Here is a 21,629-nt window from a genome sequence, read left to right as displayed (position 1 = left end):
GCGCTTGATGGGCCGGAAGGCCCAACGTGTCGTCCTCTGCGGGAGCGGGTCTCAGAGGAGCTCGCACCGGTCAGTCCGAGCTCGGAGACGCGGGGCCGCTCCCGTTCCGCAGGCGGACCTGCCAGTCGCTCATGTCGTCGAACCAGGCGTCCTTCTGGCGGGCCTCCGGCTCGCCGGGGACGGCTGCGCTGCCGATCCGGTCGACCTCGGTGGCGAAGGTGTCCACGATCGACTGCATCCGCACCTGGGCCGTCTGGGCGTACGAGCGGACCTGCTGCCCGGCCGAGTCCATTGCCTCCTCGACGATCCGGCGCTCGTGGGCGCGTGCCTGCCCGATGCGCTCGCGGGCGTCACGGCTGACGTCCTGGACCATTTCCTCGGCGACGAGCTGCGCCTGGCTGAACAGCTGGACGATCTGCTCGTTCACGCGGTCGCCGGCCTGCTCGTACTCGTCCACCTGCGTCTGCGCGCGCTGGAGCTCGGCCCGGGTGCGCTGCAGCTCTGCCTGGAGACGCTGGTTCTCGGCCCGGCTCTCGCTGAGGTCGCTGGCCGTCGCGTGGACCTGCTCGGCCACCACGTCGAGGTAGTCGTACACCTGGTCGGCGTCGAGACCCCGCAGCCGGCGCTGGAACGTCTCGCCCCGGATCGCTTCGGGTGTCCGGTAGTGCGGAGAGCCGTGGCGGTGCTTTCCGTTCGTCACTTGTTGTCTCCTGACCTGGTCAACGCTGGGCCGGCGGTGGCGGTGTGCTCGTCAACGGCCGCGTAGTAGAAGTGCTCGTACTTGATGTGCTCGGTGTCGACACCAGCGGCGGCGAGCCTCTCCAGCGTGTGCGCGACCATCTGCGGTCCGCCACACACCATCGCCGTACGCCCGTGCAGGTCCTGCTGCGCCGCGATCGTCCCGGCCTTGCCGCGCGTCCCCGGGTAGGACGCGTCGTCGGACACGACCTCCGTGTAGTCGAACCACGGCCGGGTCTGGGCCAGCTCTCGCAACCGGGGGCGCTCGTACAGGTGCCAGGGCATCCGTACGCCGTGCAACAGCTGGACCCGCGGCGCTGTGCGCGTCCGGTTCCACTCGTTGTCGATCTGCTCCAGGACCGCGAGCAGCGGGGCGAGACCCGTTCCGCCGGCGACCATCAGCAGGTCCCGTACGTCGTCGTCGCGCCGGGTCAGCCGCTCGCCGACCGGCGCGCCCAGCTTCACGGCGTCACCGGCTTTGAGCGACCGTACGACGCTCGGGCTCACCTGACCGCCGTCGATCTGCTGGACGTGCAGGTCGATCGAGCCGTCGGCACGCGGGGCGTTCGCCGGGCTGAAGTACCGCCACATCTTGGGGCGCTGCGGGATCTCCATCGAGATGGACTGACCGGGGCGGAAGTAGTACGCGCGCCGCGGCCGGACCGTGAGCAGGGTGAGATCCATGGTGCGCCGCTCGACCGAGAGCACGTCGGCGTCCCACCAGTCCGGGCTGGTCTCGGAGGACGTCTCCGCGGACTCGACCATGATCCGGGCGATCACCTGGTAGGCGGCCGTCCAGTGCATGGCGAGGTCCTCGTCCCACTCGGGGCCGAGGAAGTGCTTCAGGGTCGCGCAGAGCGAGGCGCCGACGGCGTTGTAGTGCTCCGCGACGACGGCGTACTTGCGGTGGTCGCGGCCGAGGTGCTGCAGGAAGGCCGCGTCCTGGTCGATGTGGTTGGCATGGCTGACGATCCGGCCGAGCGCGCTGACGAACTTGTCCCGCTGGCCCGACATCGACAGCGGAAACATCGCGCGTACTTCGGGATAGGAGACGAACAGGTGTGAGTAGAAGTACAGCGGCACCTGTTCACCGTGTCGCGTCACCCGGTCCCAGCTGTCCTGGAGGGCGTTGGCATCCATCGGGCTTCGCTATCCGGCTCGAGAAGGCAGCTCCTCGAAAGGTGCGAACGGCCCGTCAGCGGGCGCGATTGACTGCCGTTCGTCGGCAGGTCGCGCCGACGGATACTGCGTTGACAAGGGTGCCCTCCCAGTTCCAGTCCCCGAGTCTTCTTCTTCAGTCCTCAGTTTGTCTCCGCGGAGACCTACCCCCGGGCTCTGGCACCGAAACCGCCAATCGGACTTGAACGTGCCGAAAACCCCGAGCCGCGCTCAAACCCTTTGAATTCAAACGATTGAGAGGCTCAGGGAGCTCGGAGGAAGGCGATGCCGTCGACGGTGGCCGGAGCTGTCGAGGTGGAGATGATTTTCAGGGCTCCGGTGCGGAACGGGGTCGTCGGGAGGTAGGTGACCACTCGGCTGGTGGTGGTGGCCGCGAGTGAGACGGTGCCGATCTTGATGTTGGCGTGGTAGATGTCCACGCGGCCTTGGCCCGGGCCGTGCAGGGCTACCAGGGCGACGCGCAGGCCTGCCTCGGTCGCCTTGGTCAGGTAGGCGCCGTTGGCCTTGAGGATGGTGGTGGTGCCCTGGAACGCGAGCGTGCTCGTGGAGCGGGTGACCGTGCCGGCCGACGTGAGCGCGCGGTCATCCTCGGGGGCGACCGAGCAGATGGGAGCCGACCAGGCGGAGAGGTTGCCCAGGTAGTCGCGGGCGCGAACCATGAAGCATTCGTCCCAACCGAGACGCGGCGCCCAGGTGATCGACGTGATGCGCGTGTTCTGCCAGACCGTCGGGTAGATCCACTTCCCGAACGCGACACCCGGCGCAGCGGTCTTGTAGACCACGTCGTACGACGCGATGTCGGTGTCGTCCTTGTACGCCCAGCGCACCGTCGCGGATCCACTGAGCTGGACGCGATCACCGATCCGCCACGTGACCAGCGACGGAGCGGTCCCGTCCACCTCACTGCAGTACGACGCGCTCCACGCGCTCAGGTTGCCGGCGTAGTCACGCGCCCGCACCTGCCAGCACGTATCGGTGCCGATCGGCGCGGTAAGACTCGCTCCGGTCGTCTTCAGCCCCTGCCACGCGGCAGGCTGGACCCACGCGCCGTACGGCGAGGTGCGGTTCGGGCGCTGCTGGTACTGCAGGTCGTAGCTGTTCACACCCGTCGCCGGCGAGTTCGGGTCCTGCGGGTCGTCGTACGCCCACTCGAAGGACAGACTCGTGTTGTCGCGGATCCGGTCACCCGCCGACGCAGCGGTCAGTACGGGCGCCACGGTGTCGGGGCGCTGCTGCGGGTCTGCGGCCAGCCAGCTCAGCGTGATCACGCGAGGCTTGCTCGACGCGTCGGCGTACACGATCTTCGCCAGTCCGGAGCCGTCCGCGCGGAAGCTAGGAGTAGCGGTGCGGATCGGCCCGTACCGCCGCTGGCCCAGCGCCTGGTCGTTGAGATCGGTCACCAGCAGGTCGGAGCCGGACGTCTGCACCGCGAAGCCGTTGCCCAGCTGAGAGTCCGCGGCCACGGACAGATTGCGCGGCGGCTGCGGCCCGTTGACGTCCACGACCTGGTTGCAGCCGCTCAGCACAGCCCACCGGCCGTTGACGTCGTCGGGGCCGACTGTGCACGCGCCGGCGACCAGCACGGTCTTCACCACACCGGTCGTCAGGTTCTTGCCGTCCAGATGCCCCGGCTCGGTCACCTTCCAGACCGTGTCGCCCGCCATGGCGAACGGCGGGGCGAAGTCGGCCAGCTTGGTCTTCGTCGCGACGTCGTACACCTCAGCCGTCGCCGGCGCGGCCGCCCGGTGCGAGACGAGCTTGCCGCCCTTCCCCAGCACCACCTCGTCCGTCGCGGGGAACGTGAGCCCGCCGACCTTCGCCGTACCGCTGTCGAAGGTCAGCAGCGATGACCCTTCGACCTGCAGCGGCTTGCCGTCGTTCGAGCCTCCGGAGGCCGTCCAGGTGGTCCCGTTGTTGCTCGTCTCGTAGACAGGGTTCGAGACGACCACACGCGTGCCCGACATCCCGACGTCGACCGCGGTCTTCCCCGGGACGAGCACACCCTCCCCCAGGTGCTCCGGCGGGTCTGCCGCCATCACCTGCGACGACACCGTCAACGGCAGCAGTACGACGGCACAGACAGCAGCCGCCTTCACGCGAAAGCTCGGCACAGCAGACCCCCAGTACTCCTTCATCGTCGCGCCGCACCCTAGCCAGTAACCACCGGTAACGGAAGCGCCCTGGAAAACCGCGTGACACACAGTGACCGCAGGAGGATCCTGAAGGGCTGGCCAACAGTCACTCACCAACCACGAAGGGAACTGATGCAGGCGGGAATCACGGTGTCGGCGGCCGAGCTGCCCGAAGTACTGCTGCACGTGGCAGTGGTACGCCCGGTCTTCCTCTGGGGCGCACCGGGGATCGGGAAGAGCAGTCTGGTGCGAGCGTTCGCGGAATCGCTCGGTCTGGAATGCGTCACGCTCCTGGGCACCCAACTGGCGCCGGAGGACCTGATCGGCGTACCGCAGATCGTCGACGGCCGCAGCCGCTTCGCACCGCCGGTGGCGATCGCCCGCGACGAGCCGTACTGCCTGTTCCTGGACGAGCTGAACGCGTCCTCCGCCGAGGTGCAGAAGGCCTTCTACTCGCTGATCCTGGACCGCCGCATCGGCGAGTACGAGCTGCCCGAGGGCTCCGTCGTGATCGGGGCCGGCAACCGCGCCACCGACAACGCCCTGGCACGCCCGATGGCCAGCGCCCTGGTCAACAGGCTCGTGCACATCCATCTGCGCGCCTCCGCGACCGACTGGCTGCGGTGGGCGGGGACGGCGGGCATTCACCCGTGGGTCCTCGAGTACCTGCGCAACCGCCCGGACCACCTGTGGACCGCGCCACCGAAGACCGAGGAGCCGTTCTCGACCCCGCGCAGCTGGCACATGCTGTCGGACGCCCTCCTGTCGTACGGCGACGACGTATCCAACGAGACCCTCCGTGTCCTTGCCTTCGGCACCTTGTCGGCGGCGCACGCGTCGACGTTCCGCGCGTACGTGAAGACGGTGCGGCACGCGTTCGGCCTGGACGCCGTACTGAAGGGCGAGACCGGCTGGCCGTCCGCGCCGGAGGACCGGGACCTGCTGTACTTCCTGGCCGAGACGTTCCGGGCCCGGCTGGTCAAGGAACTGGCCGCCGACAAGGCGTCCGCGAGCCCTGCGGCCCGTCAGCTCGCACACCGCGGCAAGGCGCTGCTCGTCGAGCTGGCGGAGATCTCGCTGGAGGTGGCGCAGTTGGTGATCGCGGCCGACGACGACGGCCGCCCGGTGTTGCCGACGTGGTTCCTGGTCGAGGTCAGCCGCGACCTGCCGCGTCTTGTGGCCGCACGTGCCTAAGAAGAAGGCGCGACGGGACCCGGCCTGGGAGGCGATCCAGGCCGGCTGGGGCGTCGTCGCCCGGCACCCGCTGTTCGCGCCGATGGCGGACTGGGCGCACAGCCCGCTCCGCGACGACAGCTGCCCGGCGGACGGCTGGGCGACCATCGACTCGAACGGTCAGATCCGTACGCACCGGACGCGCCGGGCGACGCCGGAGGAATGGTCGTGGGTCTTCGCGCACCTGCTGATCCACCTCGGCCTGGGTCACGCCGAGCGGGACCTGTCGGCAGCTGACCAGGCTATGAGCGCCTCGTACGACGTGGCGGTCAACTGCTACCTCCAGTCGCTCAAACTCGGTACGCCGGTCGTCGACCTCCCGGTGTCCTTCCCAGCCATGGAGGAGGACGCGCTGGCGCGGCTGTGGCGGCGCGAGGGTGTACCCGCGGACTACGAGCGCCTCGGCGTTGCCAGTCACGCACCGGACGTCCAGACCGCCCGCTGGAACGGCTGGGGCAAACCGCCGAACTGGAGCGAGCTGTTCGCGGCCGGCCTCTCGGCTGCCGCTGCAGCGGCTGTCGACGTTGCAGGCGGCGCACGCTCCTCGCTGACCGCGGGTCGCCGCGGGAGGGACAAGTGGGACCTGGCTCTCGGCTGGTTCGTGTCGTCGTACCCGCTGCTCGGCGCGATCGCGTCGAGCATGAAGGTCGTCGCCGAGACCGAACTCGCGCGTGGCTGGGACATCCACACCGCGGCGGTCAACGCGTCCGTCGGCGAGATCTACATCAACCCGCTCACCGACCTCACGCTCGACGAGTGGCGGTTCGTGATGGCGCACGAGATGCTGCACGCCGCGCTCCGGCACGGTGAGCGCGTCGGCGGCCGCGACCCGTACCTGTGGAACGTCGCCGCCGACCTGGTGATCAACGGCTGGCTCCTGGAGATGGGAGTCGGCACGATGCCCGACGGGGCCCTCCACGACCCCGCGCTCAAGGGCATGTCCGCCGAGCAGGTCTACGACCGCATCGCCACCGACCTGCGCCGCTACCGCAAGCTGGCGACGCTGCGCGGAGTCGGCCTCGGCGACGTCCTCGGGCACCCGCTCCCGCATGCAGGCGAGACTGCCCGCGCGGCCGGGCTGGACGACATCTACCGTCGCGCGCTCAGCACCGGGCTGGCGTACCACGACTCCTCCCGGGGCACATTGCCTGCCGGACTCGTCGAGGAGATCCGCGCGCTGGACCACCCGCCGCTCGCCTGGGACGCGCAGCTGGCGCGCTGGTTCGAGGAGCACGTCCCGGCCATCGAGAAGACCCGCACGTACGCCCGTGCCTCTCGGCGCCAGACCGGTACGCCGGACATCCCGCGGCCCGGCTGGATCCGCCCCGTCGAGCTCGAACGGCTCCCGACGTACGGCGTCGTTCTGGACACGTCGGGCTCGATGGACCGCGAGCTCCTCGGCAAGGCACTCGGCGCGATCGCGTCGTACTCACGCGCCCGCGACGTACCGGCCGCGCGGGTCGTGTACTGCGACGCTGCGGCGTACGACGCCGGCTACGTGCCGGTGGACGACATCGCGGGCCGCGTGAAGGTGCACGGTCGCGGCGGGACCGTGCTGCAGCCCGGTGTCGACCTTCTCGAGCGCGCAGCCGACTTCCCTGCGCACGGGCCGATCCTGCTCATCACCGACGGCCAGTGCGACGTCGTCCGGGTACGACGGGAGCACGCGTGGCTGATCCCCCGCGGCGCATCACTTCCGTTCACCGCGAAGGGGCCGGTGTTTCGCGTGGAGTGAACTGCCTCTGCTCAGGGCGAACAGGCGTAGTCGGACGACTCTGCTGAGTGACAGGTTCGCAGGCATGGCATGGGTCGTGAGAGGCGAGTTCCGAAAGCTGTGGATCGGGCAGCTGGTGTCGGCGTCGGGCAGTGCGGTCACCACTGTCGCGCTGCCGCTGGTGGCCGTCGTCAGCCTGCAGGCGTCAGCAGTGCAGATGGGTGCGTTGTCGGCGTTGACGATCGCGCCGCACCTCGTGTTCGGGCTGCTGGCCGGCGTCTGGGTCGACAGGTGGTCCCTCCGCCGCGTGCTGATCTGGACCGATGTCGGTCGGCTGTTCCTGCTCGGCTCAGTGCCAGCCGCGGCGGCACTGGGCTGGCTGCGCATCGAGCAGCTGTACGCCGTCGCCGTACTGACTGGAGTGCTGACTCTGCTGTCCGACACCGCGTCCCAGACGATGATCCCGTGGCTGGTGCCACGGGCGGAGCTGATGCAGGCGAACAGCGCAGCGCTGCTCAATCTCAACCTCGCCTCCACGCTCGGTCCCTCCACGGCCGGCTTCCTCGTGCAGGTACTCACGGCACCGTTCGCGATCGTCATCGACGCGGCGTCGTACGTCGTGTCCACGGTGGCGGCGTACCTCATCCGTGAGCCCGCCCGTGGAGCTGTGCCGGAGCGGTCCCAGGTACGACTGTCGGCCGGACTGCAGGTGCTGTTCGGCGACCGGATGCTGCGGCCGCTCGTGGTGTCCGCGGCTGTTGCGGCCATGGCCGGAGCGACGCAGGGACCGCTGGTCGTGCTGTTCCTGATCCGGGAGCTGCACAAATCACCGGCGTTCGTCGGGCTTTCGCTGACCGCGTTCGGTGGTGCCGCGGTGGCGGGTACGTTCGTCGCCCCCGGCTGGTGCCGGCGCGGAGGAATCGGCCGCTCCTATCTCAGCGGTGTGTTTCTGGCGTCACTCAACGGCGTGGCATTGTTCACCGGCGTGACGCCGCTCATCCTGCTCGGACAGGTACTCGCCGGACTCGGAATGTCCTTGTTCGCCGTCCCGCAGCGGACCCTGCGACAGTCCATGGCCCCACCGCACCTACTGGGCCAGGTAACCGCCTCATGGCGAACCCTGGTGATCGGCGGCCAGACCGTCGGCGCAGCCGTCTCCGGCGTGCTGGCCGCCGCGATCCAGATCCGCCCGACGCTGCTGCTGGCCACCGGAGGCATGCTCGGCGGGCTGCTGATCGCCCTGTGCTCCCCGCTCCGGGACCTCCGGGAACTACCCCAAGAGGCATCAGGCCGGCGATCGATCGCCACGCACTGATCATGGAACGTGATAGGTCCGGAACCCCTCGCCGCCTGGCACCCGGACGGCCTATTGCGACAAGCGGTAATTCATCGCCCGGGAATGGAATTGGCAGGACAAGCGCTTACCCACTGGGCGATACTGGAAAGTGCGCCGTTTTCAGGTCGCCGAAACCCTTTGACGAAGTAGATGGGAAGTGCGCCCGTCCAGATGCCCTCCGAGCACGCTGTCCAAGCGCCGTCGATCGCTGCCCCTACCACCCGTGCCCCCGAACGTAGCCGCAATCTGTGGCGGCTGCGTCCCTATCTGAAGCCCCACCGCTGGCGCCTCTCGGTGATGTTCACCACCGCGATGCTCGGCGTCGCCGTCAGCCTCACCGTCCCGCTGGTCACCAGGGCCATCATCGACGGCCCGGTCACCCGGCGCGAGCTGAGCATGCTGGTCCCGCTGGCCCTGCTGGCCCTCGGGCTCAGCATCTCCGAGGTCCTCCTGGTCTGGATGCGCCGCTGGGCGCAGTCACGGACCGTCAGCGACCTGGAGGCCACGCTCCGGCACGACCTGTACGTCCGGCTGCAGTCGCTGCCGATGGAGTTCCACACCCGCTGGCAGAGCGGCCAGCTGCTGTCCCGCGTCACCACCGACCTGTCCACCATCCGCCGGTTCATGGGCTTCGGCCTGCTGTTCCTGGTGATGAACGTCCTGCAGCTGGTCGTGGTCACGATCCTGCTGCTCCAGCTCTACTGGCCGCTCGGTCTCGTGGTCCTCGTGGCCGCCGTACCGATCGTGATGGTCTCGCTGAAGTTCGAGAAGAAGTACCTGCGGATCTCCCGCAAGGTGCAGGACCAGCAGGGCGACCTGGCCACCCGGATCGAGGAGTCGGCGCTCGGCTTCCGGGTGATCAAGGCGTTCGGCCGCCGGCCGCACGTCCAGGCGCAGTTCGACGACGAGGCGACCACGCTGTACCACACCGAGGTCGAGAAGGTCCGGCTCGCATCCCGGTTCTGGAGCTTCCTCGGCGTCATCCCGAACCTGACCCTGGTGATCGTGCTGCTGCTCGGCGCGCTCGCCGTCGGCCGGGAGGCGATCACGCTCGGCACCCTGGTCGCGTTCATCACGCTGATGCTGTCGCTGGTCTGGCCGGTCACCTCGCTCGGCGCGATCCTCGCGATGGCCCAGGAGGCGATGACCGCGGCGGACCGGATCAGCGAGATCCTCGACACCCACTCGGTGATCAAGTCGGGCGCGGAGGAGCTCACCCACCCGCGCGGTCACCTGCGCTTCGAGCACGTCGGGTTCCGGTTCTCCGACGACTCCACCGAGGTGCTGCACGACATCAACCTGGACCTGACTCCTGGTACGACGCTCGCATTGGTCGGCGCCACCGGGTCCGGCAAGACCACGCTGACCGCACTGGTCCCCCGGCTGTACGACGTGACGGCGGGGCGGATCACCATCGACGGACACGACATCCGGGACCTGACCCTGGTGTCGCTGCGGACCGCGGTCGCGTCCGCGTTCGACGACCCCACGCTGTTCTCCATGAGCGTCCGGGAGAACCTCACGCTCGGCCGTCCGGACGCCACCGACGCCGAGGTCCAGCAGGCGCTGGAGGTCGCCCAGGCACAGTTCGCCAACGACCTCCCGTGGGGCCTCGAGACACGCGTCGGCGAGCAAGGCATGTCGCTGTCGGGTGGTCAGCGTCAGCGGCTCGCACTGGCGCGGGCAGTGCTCGCGAAGCCCGCCGTACTGGTGCTGGACGACACCCTGTCCGCGCTCGACGTACACACCGAGGCCTTGGTCGAGGAAGCGCTGCAGAACGTGCTCTCCGAGACCACCGGCATCGTGGTCGCGCACCGCGCGTCGACGGTGATGCTGGCCGACAAGGTCGCTCTGCTCCAGAACGGCACAGTCACCCACGTAGGAACCCATCAAGAACTACTGGCCACGGTGCCCGAGTACCGGCACCTCCTGGCCGCAGAGGAAGAGGAGGTGCACGCATGACGACGACCCAGCAGACACCTCCTCGCGAGGATGTGAAGGACGACCAGCCGGAGGAACAGAGCTGGCGGGGTCAGTTCGAGGAGGACCCCGACCGCGAGATCTCCCGGGCCACCAGCATCCGGCTGAAGGAGGACTCCCGGAAGCTGCTCGGCGAGCTGCTCAGGCCGTACCAGAAGCTGATCTGGCTGCTGGTCGTGATCGTGATCGTCGAGAACGGCGCCCGGCTCGCCGTGCCGTACCTGGTGCACCTGGGCATCGACAACGGCATCCCGCCGATCCTCGCCGGTCAGGGCTCGCGGGAGCTGATCACGATCGTGATCGCCGTGCTCGCCTCGGCACTGCTGCAGGCCTGGGCACGGCAGCTGTTCCTGATGCGCTCCGGCCGGCTCGGCCAGACCATCCTGCTCGGCCTGCGGCGCCGGGTCTTCGACCACTTCCAGCGGCTCAGCCCGGCCTTCCACGACAAGTTCACCTCGGGCCGGGTGATCTCCCGGCTGACGTCCGACGTCCAGGTCATCGACGAGATGCTGGCGAACGGGTTCGACGGTCTGGTCACCGCAGCGCTGACCCTGGTGGGTACGGCGATCATCCTGCTCACGCTGGACCTCAAGCTCGGTCTGCTCGCGCTGCTGTCGTTCCCGGCGCTGCTGATCCTGACGGCGTGGTTCCGGAAGCGGTCCGCGGTCGTCTACCGGCAGACCCGGGAGGCGGTCGTGCTGGTCATCGTGCACTTCGTCGAGTCGATGACCGGGATCCGCGCGGTGCAGGCGTTCCGTCGCGAGCCGCGCAACGAGGAGATCTTCCACGGCGTCAACGACCGCTACCGGAAGGCGAACCTGAAGTCGTTCCAGCTGAACGCGATCTTCATGCCGTCGATCAAGGGTGTCGGCAACATCACCATCGTCGCGATCCTGGCCTACGGCGGTTACCAGGCCTATCACGGGCACGTGACGGTCGGCGTCCTGACCGCGTTCCTGCTGTACCTGCGGCAGTTCTTCGAGCCGCTGCAGGACATCTCGCAGTTCTACAACACCTTCCTGTCCGCCTCGGCGGCGCTGGAGAAGCTGTCCGGCGTGCTGAACGAGACCCCGGACGTGCCGGAGCCGATCCAGCCGGCCAAGCCGGGCCCGGCGCGGGGTCACCTCGAGCTGCGGAACGTGCGCTTCGAGTACGTCGACGGCGTGCCGGTGCTGCCCGGCCTGCAGCTGGACGTGCCGGCCGGTCAGACACTGGCCCTGGTCGGCACGACGGGTGCCGGCAAGACCACGATCGCCAAGCTGGTGGCCAGGTTCTACGACCCGACGGGCGGGCACGTGCTGCTCGACGGTGTCGACCTGCGGGACCTGTCCGAGGACGACCTGCGCGAGCGGGTCGTGATGGTGACGCAGGAGAACTTCCTCTTCACCGGCTCGGTCGCGGACAACATCCGGTTCGGCAAGCCGGACGCGACGATGGAGGAGGTCGTCGAGGCCGCGAAGGTGATCGGCGCACACGACTTCATCATGGCGCTGCCGAACGGCTACGAGACCGCGGTCGAGAAGCGCGGCTCGCGGTTGTCCGCGGGGCAGCGGCAACTGGTCGCCTTCGCGCGGGCGTTCCTGGCCAACCCCGCCGTGCTCATCCTGGACGAGGCGACGTCGAGCCTGGACATCCCGAGCGAACGGCTGATCCAGCGGGCGCTGAAGACTATCCTGGCCGACCGTACGGCGATCGTCATCGCCCACCGGCTGTCCACGGTCGAGACCGCCGACCGCGTCCTGGTGCTGGAATACGGCCAGATCATCGAGGACGGCGCACCCGACCACCTGATCACGGTGGACGGCCACTACGCCGGACTGCACCAGGCCTGGGAAGAATCCTTGGCCTGACCTGACGGCACACAGCGGGGCGCAGGGGTCTTCCCTGCGCCCCGCTACCCGTTTCGGCGGGCCGCGTTCGTGTCCCGGACGACGGCCCACGCGTCGGCGACCGGGCCGACGTGCCGGAGCTTGTCCGGGTTCACCACCGCACGGATCGCCTGGATCTGTCCGTCGGCGATGTCGAGCGTCCAGGTGTTGACCACCCGACCCGCATTGTCGCGGAAGATCGCGCCGGGCTGGCCGTTCATCACGTGCGGCTCCACGACACCACCGATCTGGGTGAACGGCGCGGACAGGGCAGCCAACATTCCCGCGACGTTGTGAGCGCCTGTGACGACGCCCCGGCCCCACTGCGGCGCCTTGCCACCGGCGTCCCCCACCAACTGGACGTCGGCGGCCAGGAACTCCAGCAGGTTGTCGACGTCGCCTTCTTTGAACGCGTCGAAGAAGCGCACCGCCAACTCCTCCCGCTCACGCTGGTCCGCAGCGAAGCGCGGCCGCCCTGCCTCCATATGGCGACGCGCTCGCACCACCAACTGACGGCAGGCGGCCTCAGTCCGTCCCAGCGCCGACGACACGTCAGCGAAGTCGAACCCGAACACTTCCCGCAGCACGAACCCTGCCCGCTCCAGCGGAGACAGCCGCTCCAGCAGGAGCAGCGCGGCCATCGACACCGAGTCGGCCAGCTCAGCCGCTCGCTCCGGGTCCTCGTACGGGTCGGACAGCAACGGCTCCGGGAACCACGGTCCGACGTACGTCTCCCGACGGCGCCGAGCAGACCGCAGCACGTCGACGCAGATACGGGTCACGACAGCGGACAGGAACGCCTTCGCGGACGCCGGCTCCGTCCGTGAGGCGGCGTACCGGAGCCACGTGTCCTGTACAGCGTCCTCCGCCTCGCTGACGCTGCCGAGGATCCGGTAGGCGATCGAGAACAGCAGCGGTCGCAGCTCCTCGAACTCCTCGTCGCGGGTGCGCATTACGCCAGCTCGGCCTTAAAACCCTGACGCCACGACGGGTACTGCAACTCCCAGCCCAGCTCCCGCTTCGCCTTGGCGTTGGAGAACCCGCGGCCCTCGGTCATCATCACCACAGCCTGGTCCCCCGCCAGCCGTCGCGCCAGCCACACCGGAACACGCAGCGGCGGCTTCGCGCCTGCGCACTCCGCCAGGTACGGCAGCCAGTCGCGGGCCGGTGCCGGGTCGTCATCGACGATGTTGAACACACCGCCGGCCTTCTGCTCGACAGCCAGCACTGTCGCGCCGGCCGCGTCGTCGAGATGCACCCAGGAACTGTAGCCAGTTCCGCGTCCCACCAGCGGGTACTGGCGTTTGCGCACGAGCTCCACCTGGTCGTCGATGGCCCCCGGGCCGTAGAACGCGCCGTACCGCATGACAGCTCCACCGATCTTCAGCACGAGGTCCTCGATCCGGCTGAGCGCCTTCAGGCCGACGTACGCGGCTGTCCCTTCCAGAAGGTCCAGTGGGTCCTCCTCGGTCTTGACCCACCCGCCTTCGCGGATGCCGTTCCAGCTCGCGTAGCCCTGGGCAACGAAGTGCGGCACACCGACTGCCTCGGCCGCGGCCAGCAGGTGGTCGGTCCCCTCGGTCCGCAGCCGGTTGGTCTTCGCGAACCAGCGGTCCGGGTGCTTGATGTCCGGCTTGCCCGCATGCGCCATCGAGATCGCGGTCATCTGGTGCACGATCACGTCCGGCCGTGCGAGCGCGACCGCCTCGCCGACAGCCGCACCGTCCAGCCCGTCCATCACCACTGCTTCGGCACCTGCTGCTCTGACCAGCTCCAGCTTGGCCGCACTGGTCGTCGTAGCGGTCACCTGATGCCCACGTGCTACGAGCTGCGGCACCAGCCGCCGCCCCAGAACTCCACTCCCACCAGCCACGAACACACGCATCCTCTTCACACTCCTTGATCGGTTGCGCCCCCGAGACGAGACAGCGCGGCCGGCTGTGACACGCCAGGTTTAGGAAAAATATTTTCGAAAGTCCTCGCCGAGCTGTTGACCGGTTGCGTACCGCCATTTAGTTTGGGCCGCGATCAAAATCGGAGGTCAGGTTGATGAACCGACGTACCAGGGTCCGGCGATGGCTCGCCGCGACGACCGCGGCAGCCACTGTGGCAACGGCGGCGCTGCTGCTCGGCGCGCCATCCGCACTGGCGGACTCCCCGGAGCAGGGCCCGTCCGCCCGCCCGCTCTTCGACACCGGTCCGGCCAAGGACGCGATCCGGCGCCTGGTCGGCACCGGGCACGGCAGCCAGATCACGCTCGCCACGATCCCGGCGTCCGCGGGCCGCGACACGTTCCGGATCATCAGCCGCGGCGCGCGGCCGGTCGTCGAGGGCAGCAGTACGTCGGCGTTGCTGATGGGGTTCAACTGGTACCTCAAGCACGTCGTGAAGGCGGACATCTCCTGGACCGGCGACCAGCTCGACCTGCCGCCGGTCCTGCCCGCGCCGCAGCGGCCGATCGAGCAGTCGTCGGTCGTCGAGCACCGGTTCGCCGGCAACGACACCGAGGACGGGTACTCCGGCCCGTACCGGACGTTCGAGGACTGGGAACGGCTGATCGACGTCCAGGCACTGCACGGTGTGAACGAGATCTTCATGCCCATCGGGACCGAGGCCGTGTACTACGAGGCGCTGCAGTCCTTCGGGTACCAGGCGGACGAGGTGCGCGCCTGGATCCCAACACCCGGGTACCAGCCGTGGTGGCTGCTGCAGAACATGTCCAACTTCACCGCGCCGGTCGGCGCCCAGGTGATCCAGGAGCGCGCGGAGCTCGGCCGGCGGATCGCGGACCGGATGCGATCGCTCGGGATCACGCCGGTCCTGCCCGGCTATTTCGGCACGGTGCCACGGAACTTCGCGGCGAAGAACCCCGGCGCCACCACGGTGCCGCAGGGCACGTGGGTCGGGCTGGAGCGGCCTGACTGGCTGGCGCCGACCGACCCACTGTTTGATCGGGTCGCGGCCCAGTTCTACGCGGTCCAGGAGCGGATCCTGGGTCCGTCGACGATGTTCAAGATGGATCTCCTGCACGAGGGCGGGCGGCCCGGCAGCATCTCGGTCGGTCAAGCGTCCGTCGCGGTGCAGAACGCCTTGGACAGGGCACATCCGGGCGCGATCTGGGCGATCCTCGGCTGGCAGAGCAACCCGCGGCCGGAGACGATCGCAGCCATCGACCGTAGCCGGATGCTGGTCGTCGACGGGCTGTCCGACCGGGCCTTGAGCCCTGACCGCGAGAAGGACTGGTCGGGGACGCCGTACGCGTTCGGGTCGATCTGGAACTTCGGCGGCAACTCCACCATGGGCGCCCCGATCCGCGCCTGGAACGAGCGTTTCTGGGCCTCGCTGGCGAAGCCCGGCTCGGCCCTGTCCGGCATCGCGATCATGCCCGAGGCCAGCTACAACAACGCGGTGGCGATGGAGTTCCTGGCCGAGCTGCCCTGGCACGACGGCCCCGTGGACCTGGACCAGTGGTTCGCCGACTACGCGGACGCCCGGTACGGCGGGACGGACCCGAAGGCGCGGGAGGCGTGGCGGATCCTGGCCGAGACCGCGTACTCGATTCCGCCGAACGGCGGCCGCTCGTCGGGCCACGGCGGCCTGTTCGCCGCGATCCCGAGCCTGACGGTCCAGCGGCCGCACAGCTGGGCGCAGGCGGCGTTCGCCTACGATCCGGCCGAGTTCGCGGGTGCGCTGCCCGCACTGCTCGCGGTCGGCAGCTCGCTGCGCAACAACACGGCGTACCGCAACGACCTGCTGGAGGTCGCACGTCAGTCCGTCGCCGACCGGTCCCGTACGTTGCTGCCGCAGATCCGGTCGGCGTACGAGGCCGGGGACCTCGGGCGCTTCACACAGCTGACCGACACGTGGCTCGGGTACATCGCCGGCGTCGACGACCTGGTCGGTACCAACGAGCAGTACCTGATCGGACGCTGGCTGGAGCAGGCCAGGAGCTGGGGTGCGGACAGCACCGAGTCCGCGCAGCTCGAGTACGACGCGCGCAAACAGCTGACGTCGTGGGGACTGCGCACCACAGACCTGCAGGACTACGCGTACCGCGAGTGGTCCGGGCTCCTCGACGGCTACTACGCGCCCCGCTGGAAGCAGTACTTCGAAGCGCTGAAGGCCACGGCCACACCGCAGATCGACTGGTACGACGTGGCGGAACGGTGGTCGTCCGACCAGACGACCTACCGCACCAGACCGACCGGCGACACCTACGTAGAGGCCACCAAACTGCTGGACCGACTGCGCAACGACGACTACGAGCTGACGCTGACACTGCGGCCGACGGGGACTGTGGACTCGTCAGGAGCCGCTCGAGTCACGGCAACTGTGACGAACACGAACTACTTCGCCGCAGTGACGGGACTGACCTTCGACATCCCGGCGCCCACTGGATTCACGGTCGAGCCTGTGGGCGAGGCGCCGGACCGGATCGAGCCAGGTGGAACGGTGTCGCGTACGTGGACTGTCCGTGGAGGTCCGACCAGCCAGGTGTCGCTCGACGTGACGATGCGGTCCGATCAGTCCTCACGCAAGGCCAGCGCGGTCCTGCCGGTCGCAGCGACCGGGCGGTACCAGCTGAGCGACCTGCAGTTCGCCTCTTCACGGAACCACGACGGCGTCTACCCGGTCGCACGCGACACCGTCACGCCGGCCACGCCGTCCGGCAACGGCCGGCCGATCCTGCTCGACGGTGTTGCCTACAGCAAGGGCCTCGGCACCAACGCGAACGCCGACGTCCGGTTCGAGCTCGGCGGTGGCTGCGGGCGCTTCACCACGGTGGTGGGGATCGACGACGCGATGAACCACACTCCCGACGGCGATGTGGTCGTCCGCGTCTTCGGTGACGGCAGACTGCTGACCGAGTCCGGCGTACTGCGCAGCGGGATCGCGGGCGACGCGTCGAAGGCGGTCGTGCTCGACGCGGACGTCACCGGCGTACGGCAGTTGCGGCTGCAGGTGCACCAGTACGACGCGAACCGGTACTTCGACGCGTTGTCGTTCGGCGTACCGACGGTCACGTGCTCAACGCCGCCGCCGGTCTCCTTGAGCCTCGGGAAGCCTGTAGCGGCTACCAGCGCGGAAGGTGGCCACGCGGCGGCCAGCGCGGTCGACGGCGATCTGAGCACCGGCTGGTTCTGCGCGCCCGCACAGTGCGCAGGGCAACCGTCGTCGCTGCAGGTGGATCTCGGCGCTGCTCACGCACTGTCCGCTGTCCGCGTCACGCCGTACTACGCCGACGGCCGGTCGTACCTCTATCGTGTCGACGGAAGCGTGGACGGGCAGACGTGGACCCGGCTGGCGGAGAAGGTGACCCACAAGGCGCAGACTGATGTGGGCGACCGGTACGACGTGACAGGCGCCTACCGGTACGTCCGGGTGACCGGATTCGCGAACACCACCAACGCCTACACGCTCCACCTCCAAGAGTTGGCGGTGTACGGCGTGTACTGAAGGCAGGGATGACGAAGGCGATACGGATCACCGAGAAGGTGACGCCCGGCGTACTGCGCGAGCGCAACACCCGACTGGTCCTGCAGACCGTGCTGATCGGCGACGGCAGCATGTCGCGCGCGGACATCTCCCGGTCGACCGGTCTGGCGCGCGCGGTGGTGTCGGAGATCGTCGAGTCCCTGATGGCACGGCATCTGGTGGTCGAGGAGGCCGGGACGCCGAGCGGCCGCGGCAAACCCGCGAAGCCGCTCCGCGTCGACACCGGCCGCCAGTGCCTGCTGATGGCCGACCTCCGGCCGACCGAGATCGTCGCGGGCGTGGTGGGACTGGACGGGGTGATCAGCACGACCGGCCGGGTGGCCCTGCCGCCCGGCCCCGGCGTCGACGACGTGATCTCGGTCCTGGGCAGCTTCCTGCGGCAACTGGCCGCCGACGACGGGCGGACGGTGCTCGCCGCGGGCGTCGCCGTCCCGGCCATGCTGTCGCCGGAGCAGGGCATCGTCGAGTCGATCCAGTTCCGCTGGCACGACGTCGACCTCGCCGGGCCGTTGCGGGAGGCCCTCGGGTACGACGTGGTGCTCGTCAACGACGCGACCGCGGTGGCGATGTCCGAACTCTCGCACCGCAGTCAGGCCGGCGGCAGTGTGATCGTGCTGCACATCGCCGGCGGTATCGGGTCCGCCATCATCCTCGACGGACGCGTGCACCTCGGCGAACGGCAGCGGGCCGGCGAGGTCGGGCACATCGACGTCGGCGTCAGCGACCGGCGCTGCGAATGCGGCCGGACGGGCTGCCTGGAAACGGTGGCGAACCTGCCCGCGATCCTCGGCGACGCCTCCGTCGAGGACCTCGACGCGGTCGCGGCCCCCGGCGAGCCACCGGAGCTGCGAGCCCTCGCCGAGCGGGTCGAATTCGCGGGCCGGAGCCTCGGCGCGCTGGTCTGCGTCCAGGCGGCGATCCTCGACATCCCGGACGTCGTGATCGACGGGCCGGTCCGCCGGGCCGGGGCGCGGCTGCTCGACGCCATCGAGCAGGAGCTCGCCCGCCGCCTGCCCGCGGTCGACGTACGCCGTCCGCGGTTCTCGACGATGGCGGACCGGAGCAAGATGCACGGCGCGGCGGCCGCGGCGATGCTGCAGGAACTCGGAGTCCTCTGGCACATCTCCCCGGACCGCGCCGAGACCTGATTGTCGGAGGGCGTCGGTACCTTGACTGACATGCTGACGACGCTGGCGGTGGAGAACTACCGGTCACTGCGGCGGATCGTCATGCCGCTGCGCGGTCTGAACGTGGTGACCGGTGCGAACGGGACGGGCAAGTCGAGTCTGTACCGGGCGCTGCGGTTGCTGGCCGACGCCTCGCGGAACGGGGCGGTCGCGGCGCTTGCCCGTGAAGGTGGGTTGCAGTCGACGCTGTGGGCCGGGCCGGAGCAGGTGCGGAAGGATCGACCGACGCAGGGCACCGTGCGGACCGGGCCGGTGACGTTGCGGATGGGCTTCGCGGGCCACGACTACGGCTATCTGATGGATCTCGGGTTGCCGATCGCGCACGGATCAGAATTCGACCTGGATCCGGTGATCAAGCGCGAAGCCTTGTGGGCCGGGCCGTTCCTCCGCCCGGCGGCGCTGCTGGTCGAGCGCAACAACCACGAGGTGCGGATCCGTTCGGCGAGCGGTGAGTGGCAGCGCGGCGGGCACCCGCTCCAGACGTTCGACAGCATGCTGAGCGAGTTCGCGGATCCGGAGCGCGCGCCCGAGCTGCTGCTGGTGCGAGAGCGGCTGCGCGGGTGGCGGTTCTACGACCACTTCCGCACGGACGCGACAGCGCCCGCCCGTCGGGTACAGGTCGGCACGCGCACCGCCGTGCTCGCCGCGGACGGCGCGGATGTCGCGGCCGCCCTGCAAACGATCCGGGAGCTGGGCCCACACGGGGCGCTGGACGAGGCGATCGAGCTGGCCTTTCCCGGCAGCCGGGTGCAGATCGTCAACACCGCAGGCCGTTTCGAGATCGCGTTCCACCAGCACGGTCTGCTCCGCCCGCTGTCCGGGGCCGAGCTGTCCGACGGCACCCTCAGATATCTGCTCTGGGTCGCCGCGCTGCTCACCCCGCGGCCGCCCGAGCTCCTCGTCCTCAACGAGCCCGAGACCAGCCTGCACCCGGATCTCCTGCCCGCATTGGCCAACCTGGTGGTGACCGCCGCGAAGGAGACCCAGGTCATCGTGGTCACCCACTCCCGCCCGTTCATCGCCGCACTCGAAGCCCTCTCCCCCGACCTCCAGACACTCGAGCTCGCCAAGGAGAAGGGCGCCACGACCATCACCGGCCAGGGCCCACTCGACGAGCCGCCGTGGAAGTGGCCGAGCCGCTAGGGACCGGCCGGTACGTCCTGGGGTTTCACGCTCTCGAAGCGAACCAAGATGACCGAACCCGCAGCGGACAGGAGGAAACCGATGATCGCAGCCGGCCACCAGCCGGCACGGACGGCATCGTCGAGCACGAAGACGCCGACGGCGGCAGGTGTGACGGTCTGCAGCGCGATCATCGGCGTGGTGGCCAGCGTCACCGATCCCCGCTGCAGCGCCAACGAGTAGAGGATGAACGCCAGCGCGCCGCTGATCGGCAAGGTGTAGAGCGTCGGGCTTCGTACGAGCTCGCTCATCGACCCGTCCTGCAACAAGCGGGCCGAGATCGCGACGCCGGCGTACCCGAGACCGGCCAGCAGGCCGAGCAACGCCGTGGACACACCGTGCTGCGAACGGCTGGCGACGGCGCCCAGGACAGCAATCGTCACGAGCCCGATGATGATGCCGATCGTGAGGCCGTGGTGCTGCGCGCTGTCGCCGGCATCACCGGCAGCCACCGCGAGCAGACCGAGCCCGACGCAGACGCCGATCACCGCGGACCATTCCAGCGCGCTCAGCCGGTCCGACATCAGCCGCGTGGCGAGCAACGCGGTGATCACGAGACTGACGGCGATCCCGGCCTGCGCCAGGTACAGCGGCAGCAGGCGCAGCGCGACGAAGTGCAGCCCGAAGCCCGCCAGGTTCAGCGCGAGCGCACCGAGGAACGCGGGCTGCTTGAGCAGCGCGGCCACGAATCCGCCGAGCCGGCGCGGATCCAGCTCCGACTCGGTCGGCACCTTCCGCGACCCGACGGCCTGCAGGATCGCCGCGATACCGAACAGCACCGCGGCGCCGAGCGCCGCGCTCAGCCCGAGAACCACTACGCGACGGCCCTACGGCGCCAGGTGAGGTAGAGGCTCAGGCCGCCGTAGTACACCAGGTACGACAGCGAGATCGCGACCACGACCACGTTCGGGTCCGGCATCTGCGCGAGCAGCACGGCGTACGACGCCAGCCAGATCGCGGTCGTCAGCAGGTTCAGCGAGCGGAACGCCTTGGTGCGCGACGGGTACACGTACTTCACCGGGATGAAGACGAGCACCGAGCAGACCACCAGGATGATGCCGGTGGTGACCGGGCTGAGGCTCAGGACCACGACATAGAACGCGACCACGTTCCAGTAGCTGGGGAAGCCGAGGAAGAAGTGGTCCTCGGTCTTCGCGTCGACCCGGCAGAACTGGTAGCTGGACGCGAGCAGCGGCAGCGCGCCGAGCACCGCGCCCCAGGTCCCGGACGGGAGATAGCCGCCGGTCCACAGCAACACGATCGGCGCGAACGCGTACGTCAGGTAGTCGACGATGTTGTCGAGCATCGCACCGTCGAACCACGGGATCGTCTCCTTGACCCGCAGCCGGCGGGCGAGCATCCCGTCCGTGCCGTCGATCACCAGGGTCGCGAGCCCGAGCCAGAGCGCCCGCACGGCGTCGCCGTCGATGGCGGCGATGACGATCAGCAGCGCGAGCACCGTTCCGCTCGCGGTATAGGCATGCAGTGCCAGTCCGGCCAGACGCAGCCGCGTCGACCCGACGAACGGTTCCCGCACCGCGTCGTGTGTGGTCAGGACAACTCCCAGAACTCAGGCGACGCAAG

15 protein-coding genes are annotated in these 21,629 nt (G+C 69.2%); 8 read left to right on the top strand and 7 right to left on the bottom strand.

What is annotated here, in order from left to right:
* Window positions 1-70 precede the first annotated feature (70 nt).
* The 3 genes from AB0L64_RS20585 to AB0L64_RS20575 form a co-directional block, all read right to left on the bottom strand.
* Window positions 71-700, bottom strand: coding sequence for a DivIVA domain-containing protein (locus AB0L64_RS20585; protein ID WP_355689416.1), 630 nt, complete (start codon window positions 698-700; stop codon window positions 71-73).
* Window positions 697-1,878, bottom strand: a complete 1,182-nt coding sequence (locus AB0L64_RS20580; protein ID WP_359938021.1) for a globin domain-containing protein — start codon at window positions 1,876-1,878, stop codon at window positions 697-699. The genes AB0L64_RS20585 and AB0L64_RS20580 overlap by 4 nt, the downstream gene beginning before the upstream one ends.
* A gap of 281 nt (window positions 1,879-2,159) precedes the next feature.
* Complete coding sequence (locus AB0L64_RS20575; RefSeq protein WP_363712207.1) at window positions 2,160-4,052, bottom strand: hypothetical protein; 1,893 nt, start codon at window positions 4,050-4,052, stop codon at window positions 2,160-2,162.
* Between the two features lie 129 nt (window positions 4,053-4,181).
* Between AB0L64_RS20575 and AB0L64_RS20570 the strand changes: the two genes are divergently transcribed.
* The 5 genes from AB0L64_RS20570 (at window position 4,182) to AB0L64_RS20550 (ending at window position 12,162) form a co-directional block, all read left to right on the top strand.
* Window positions 4,182-5,243 carry a MoxR family ATPase gene (locus AB0L64_RS20570; protein ID WP_363712205.1) on the top strand — a complete coding sequence of 354 codons (1,062 nt, stop codon included), beginning with the start codon at window positions 4,182-4,184 and terminating at the stop codon, window positions 5,241-5,243.
* Window positions 5,236-7,017 (top strand): hypothetical protein, encoded by a 1,782-nt coding sequence (locus AB0L64_RS20565; protein ID WP_363712203.1) that lies wholly within the window; start codon window positions 5,236-5,238, stop codon window positions 7,015-7,017. The genes AB0L64_RS20570 and AB0L64_RS20565 overlap by 8 nt, the downstream gene beginning before the upstream one ends.
* A gap of 64 nt (window positions 7,018-7,081) precedes the next feature.
* Complete coding sequence (locus tag AB0L64_RS20560) at window positions 7,082-8,311, top strand: MFS transporter (protein ID WP_363712201.1); 1,230 nt, start codon at window positions 7,082-7,084, stop codon at window positions 8,309-8,311.
* A gap of 318 nt (window positions 8,312-8,629) precedes the next feature.
* Complete coding sequence (locus AB0L64_RS20555) at window positions 8,630-10,294, top strand: ABC transporter ATP-binding protein (protein ID WP_363712199.1); 1,665 nt, start codon at window positions 8,630-8,632, stop codon at window positions 10,292-10,294.
* Window positions 10,291-12,162, top strand: a complete 1,872-nt coding sequence (locus tag AB0L64_RS20550; protein ID WP_363712197.1) for an ABC transporter ATP-binding protein — start codon at window positions 10,291-10,293, stop codon at window positions 12,160-12,162. Before AB0L64_RS20555 ends, AB0L64_RS20550 begins: the two co-directional genes overlap by 4 nt.
* A gap of 44 nt (window positions 12,163-12,206) precedes the next feature.
* Here AB0L64_RS20550 and AB0L64_RS20545 read toward each other — a convergent pair whose 3' ends face one another.
* A complete protein-coding gene (locus AB0L64_RS20545; RefSeq protein ID WP_363712195.1) occupies window positions 12,207-13,133 on the bottom strand; it encodes an RNA polymerase sigma-70 factor in 927 nt (308 codons plus the stop codon).
* Window positions 13,133-14,065, bottom strand: coding sequence for an NAD(P)-dependent oxidoreductase (locus AB0L64_RS20540; protein WP_363712193.1), 933 nt, complete (start codon window positions 14,063-14,065; stop codon window positions 13,133-13,135). The genes AB0L64_RS20545 and AB0L64_RS20540 overlap by 1 nt, the downstream gene beginning before the upstream one ends.
* A 164-nt stretch (window positions 14,066-14,229) precedes the next feature.
* Between AB0L64_RS20540 and AB0L64_RS20535 the strand changes: the two genes are divergently transcribed.
* Genes AB0L64_RS20535 through AB0L64_RS20525 form a run of 3 tightly spaced genes read left to right on the top strand, consistent with a single transcriptional unit; the run spans window position 14,230 to window position 20,006 of the window.
* The gene (locus AB0L64_RS20535; protein ID WP_363712191.1) at window positions 14,230-17,637 is read left to right on the top strand and encodes an alpha-N-acetylglucosaminidase TIM-barrel domain-containing protein; all 3,408 of its coding nucleotides are present in this window, start codon (window positions 14,230-14,232) and stop codon (window positions 17,635-17,637) included.
* A gap of 8 nt (window positions 17,638-17,645) precedes the next feature.
* On the top strand, window positions 17,646-18,824 hold the full coding sequence (locus tag AB0L64_RS20530) for an ROK family protein (RefSeq protein ID WP_363712189.1): 1,179 nt from the start codon (window positions 17,646-17,648) through the stop codon (window positions 18,822-18,824).
* Between the two features lie 30 nt (window positions 18,825-18,854).
* Window positions 18,855-20,006 (top strand): AAA family ATPase, encoded by a 1,152-nt coding sequence (locus AB0L64_RS20525; protein WP_363712187.1) that lies wholly within the window; start codon window positions 18,855-18,857, stop codon window positions 20,004-20,006.
* Here AB0L64_RS20525 and AB0L64_RS20520 read toward each other — a convergent pair.
* Both AB0L64_RS20520 and AB0L64_RS20515 read right to left on the bottom strand, forming a co-directional pair.
* Window positions 20,003-20,860, bottom strand: coding sequence for a hypothetical protein (locus AB0L64_RS20520; protein WP_363712185.1), 858 nt, complete (start codon window positions 20,858-20,860; stop codon window positions 20,003-20,005). The genes AB0L64_RS20525 and AB0L64_RS20520 overlap by 4 nt on opposite strands.
* Window positions 20,860-21,582 (bottom strand): CDP-alcohol phosphatidyltransferase family protein, encoded by a 723-nt coding sequence (locus AB0L64_RS20515; protein ID WP_363712183.1) that lies wholly within the window; start codon window positions 21,580-21,582, stop codon window positions 20,860-20,862. The genes AB0L64_RS20520 and AB0L64_RS20515 overlap by 1 nt, the downstream gene beginning before the upstream one ends.
* Between the last annotated feature and the right edge of the window lie 47 nt (window positions 21,583-21,629).

It is taken from the genome of Kribbella sp. NPDC051936, assembly GCF_040680955.1.
In the GTDB taxonomy this organism is placed as follows: domain Bacteria; phylum Actinomycetota; class Actinomycetes; order Propionibacteriales; family Kribbellaceae; genus Kribbella.
The sequence above is the reverse complement of the archived record's forward strand: the minus strand, read 5'-3'. Positions and strand labels throughout refer to the sequence as shown.

Excerpts from the sequence above, each read along its gene's own strand:
- AB0L64_RS20580 (WP_359938021.1), bottom strand. The coding sequence starts at position 1,878 with ATGGATGCCAACGCCCTCCAGGACAGCTGGGACCGGGTGACGCGACAC.
- AB0L64_RS20575 (WP_363712207.1), bottom strand. The coding sequence starts at position 4,052 with ATGAAGGAGTACTGGGGGTCTGCTGTGCCGAGCTTTCGCGTGAAGGCG.
- AB0L64_RS20570 (WP_363712205.1), top strand. The coding sequence starts at position 4,182 with ATGCAGGCGGGAATCACGGTGTCGGCGGCCGAGCTGCCCGAAGTACTG.
- AB0L64_RS20560 (WP_363712201.1), top strand. The coding sequence starts at position 7,082 with ATGGCATGGGTCGTGAGAGGCGAGTTCCGAAAGCTGTGGATCGGGCAG.
- AB0L64_RS20555 (WP_363712199.1), top strand. The coding sequence starts at position 8,630 with ATGTTCACCACCGCGATGCTCGGCGTCGCCGTCAGCCTCACCGTCCCG.
- AB0L64_RS20550 (WP_363712197.1), top strand. The coding sequence starts at position 10,291 with ATGACGACGACCCAGCAGACACCTCCTCGCGAGGATGTGAAGGACGAC.
- AB0L64_RS20545 (WP_363712195.1), bottom strand. The coding sequence starts at position 13,133 with ATGCGCACCCGCGACGAGGAGTTCGAGGAGCTGCGACCGCTGCTGTTC.
- AB0L64_RS20540 (WP_363712193.1), bottom strand. The coding sequence starts at position 14,065 with ATGCGTGTGTTCGTGGCTGGTGGGAGTGGAGTTCTGGGGCGGCGGCTG.
- AB0L64_RS20535 (WP_363712191.1), top strand. The coding sequence starts at position 14,230 with ATGAACCGACGTACCAGGGTCCGGCGATGGCTCGCCGCGACGACCGCG.
- AB0L64_RS20530 (WP_363712189.1), top strand. The coding sequence starts at position 17,646 with ATGACGAAGGCGATACGGATCACCGAGAAGGTGACGCCCGGCGTACTG.
- AB0L64_RS20525 (WP_363712187.1), top strand. The coding sequence starts at position 18,855 with ATGCTGACGACGCTGGCGGTGGAGAACTACCGGTCACTGCGGCGGATC.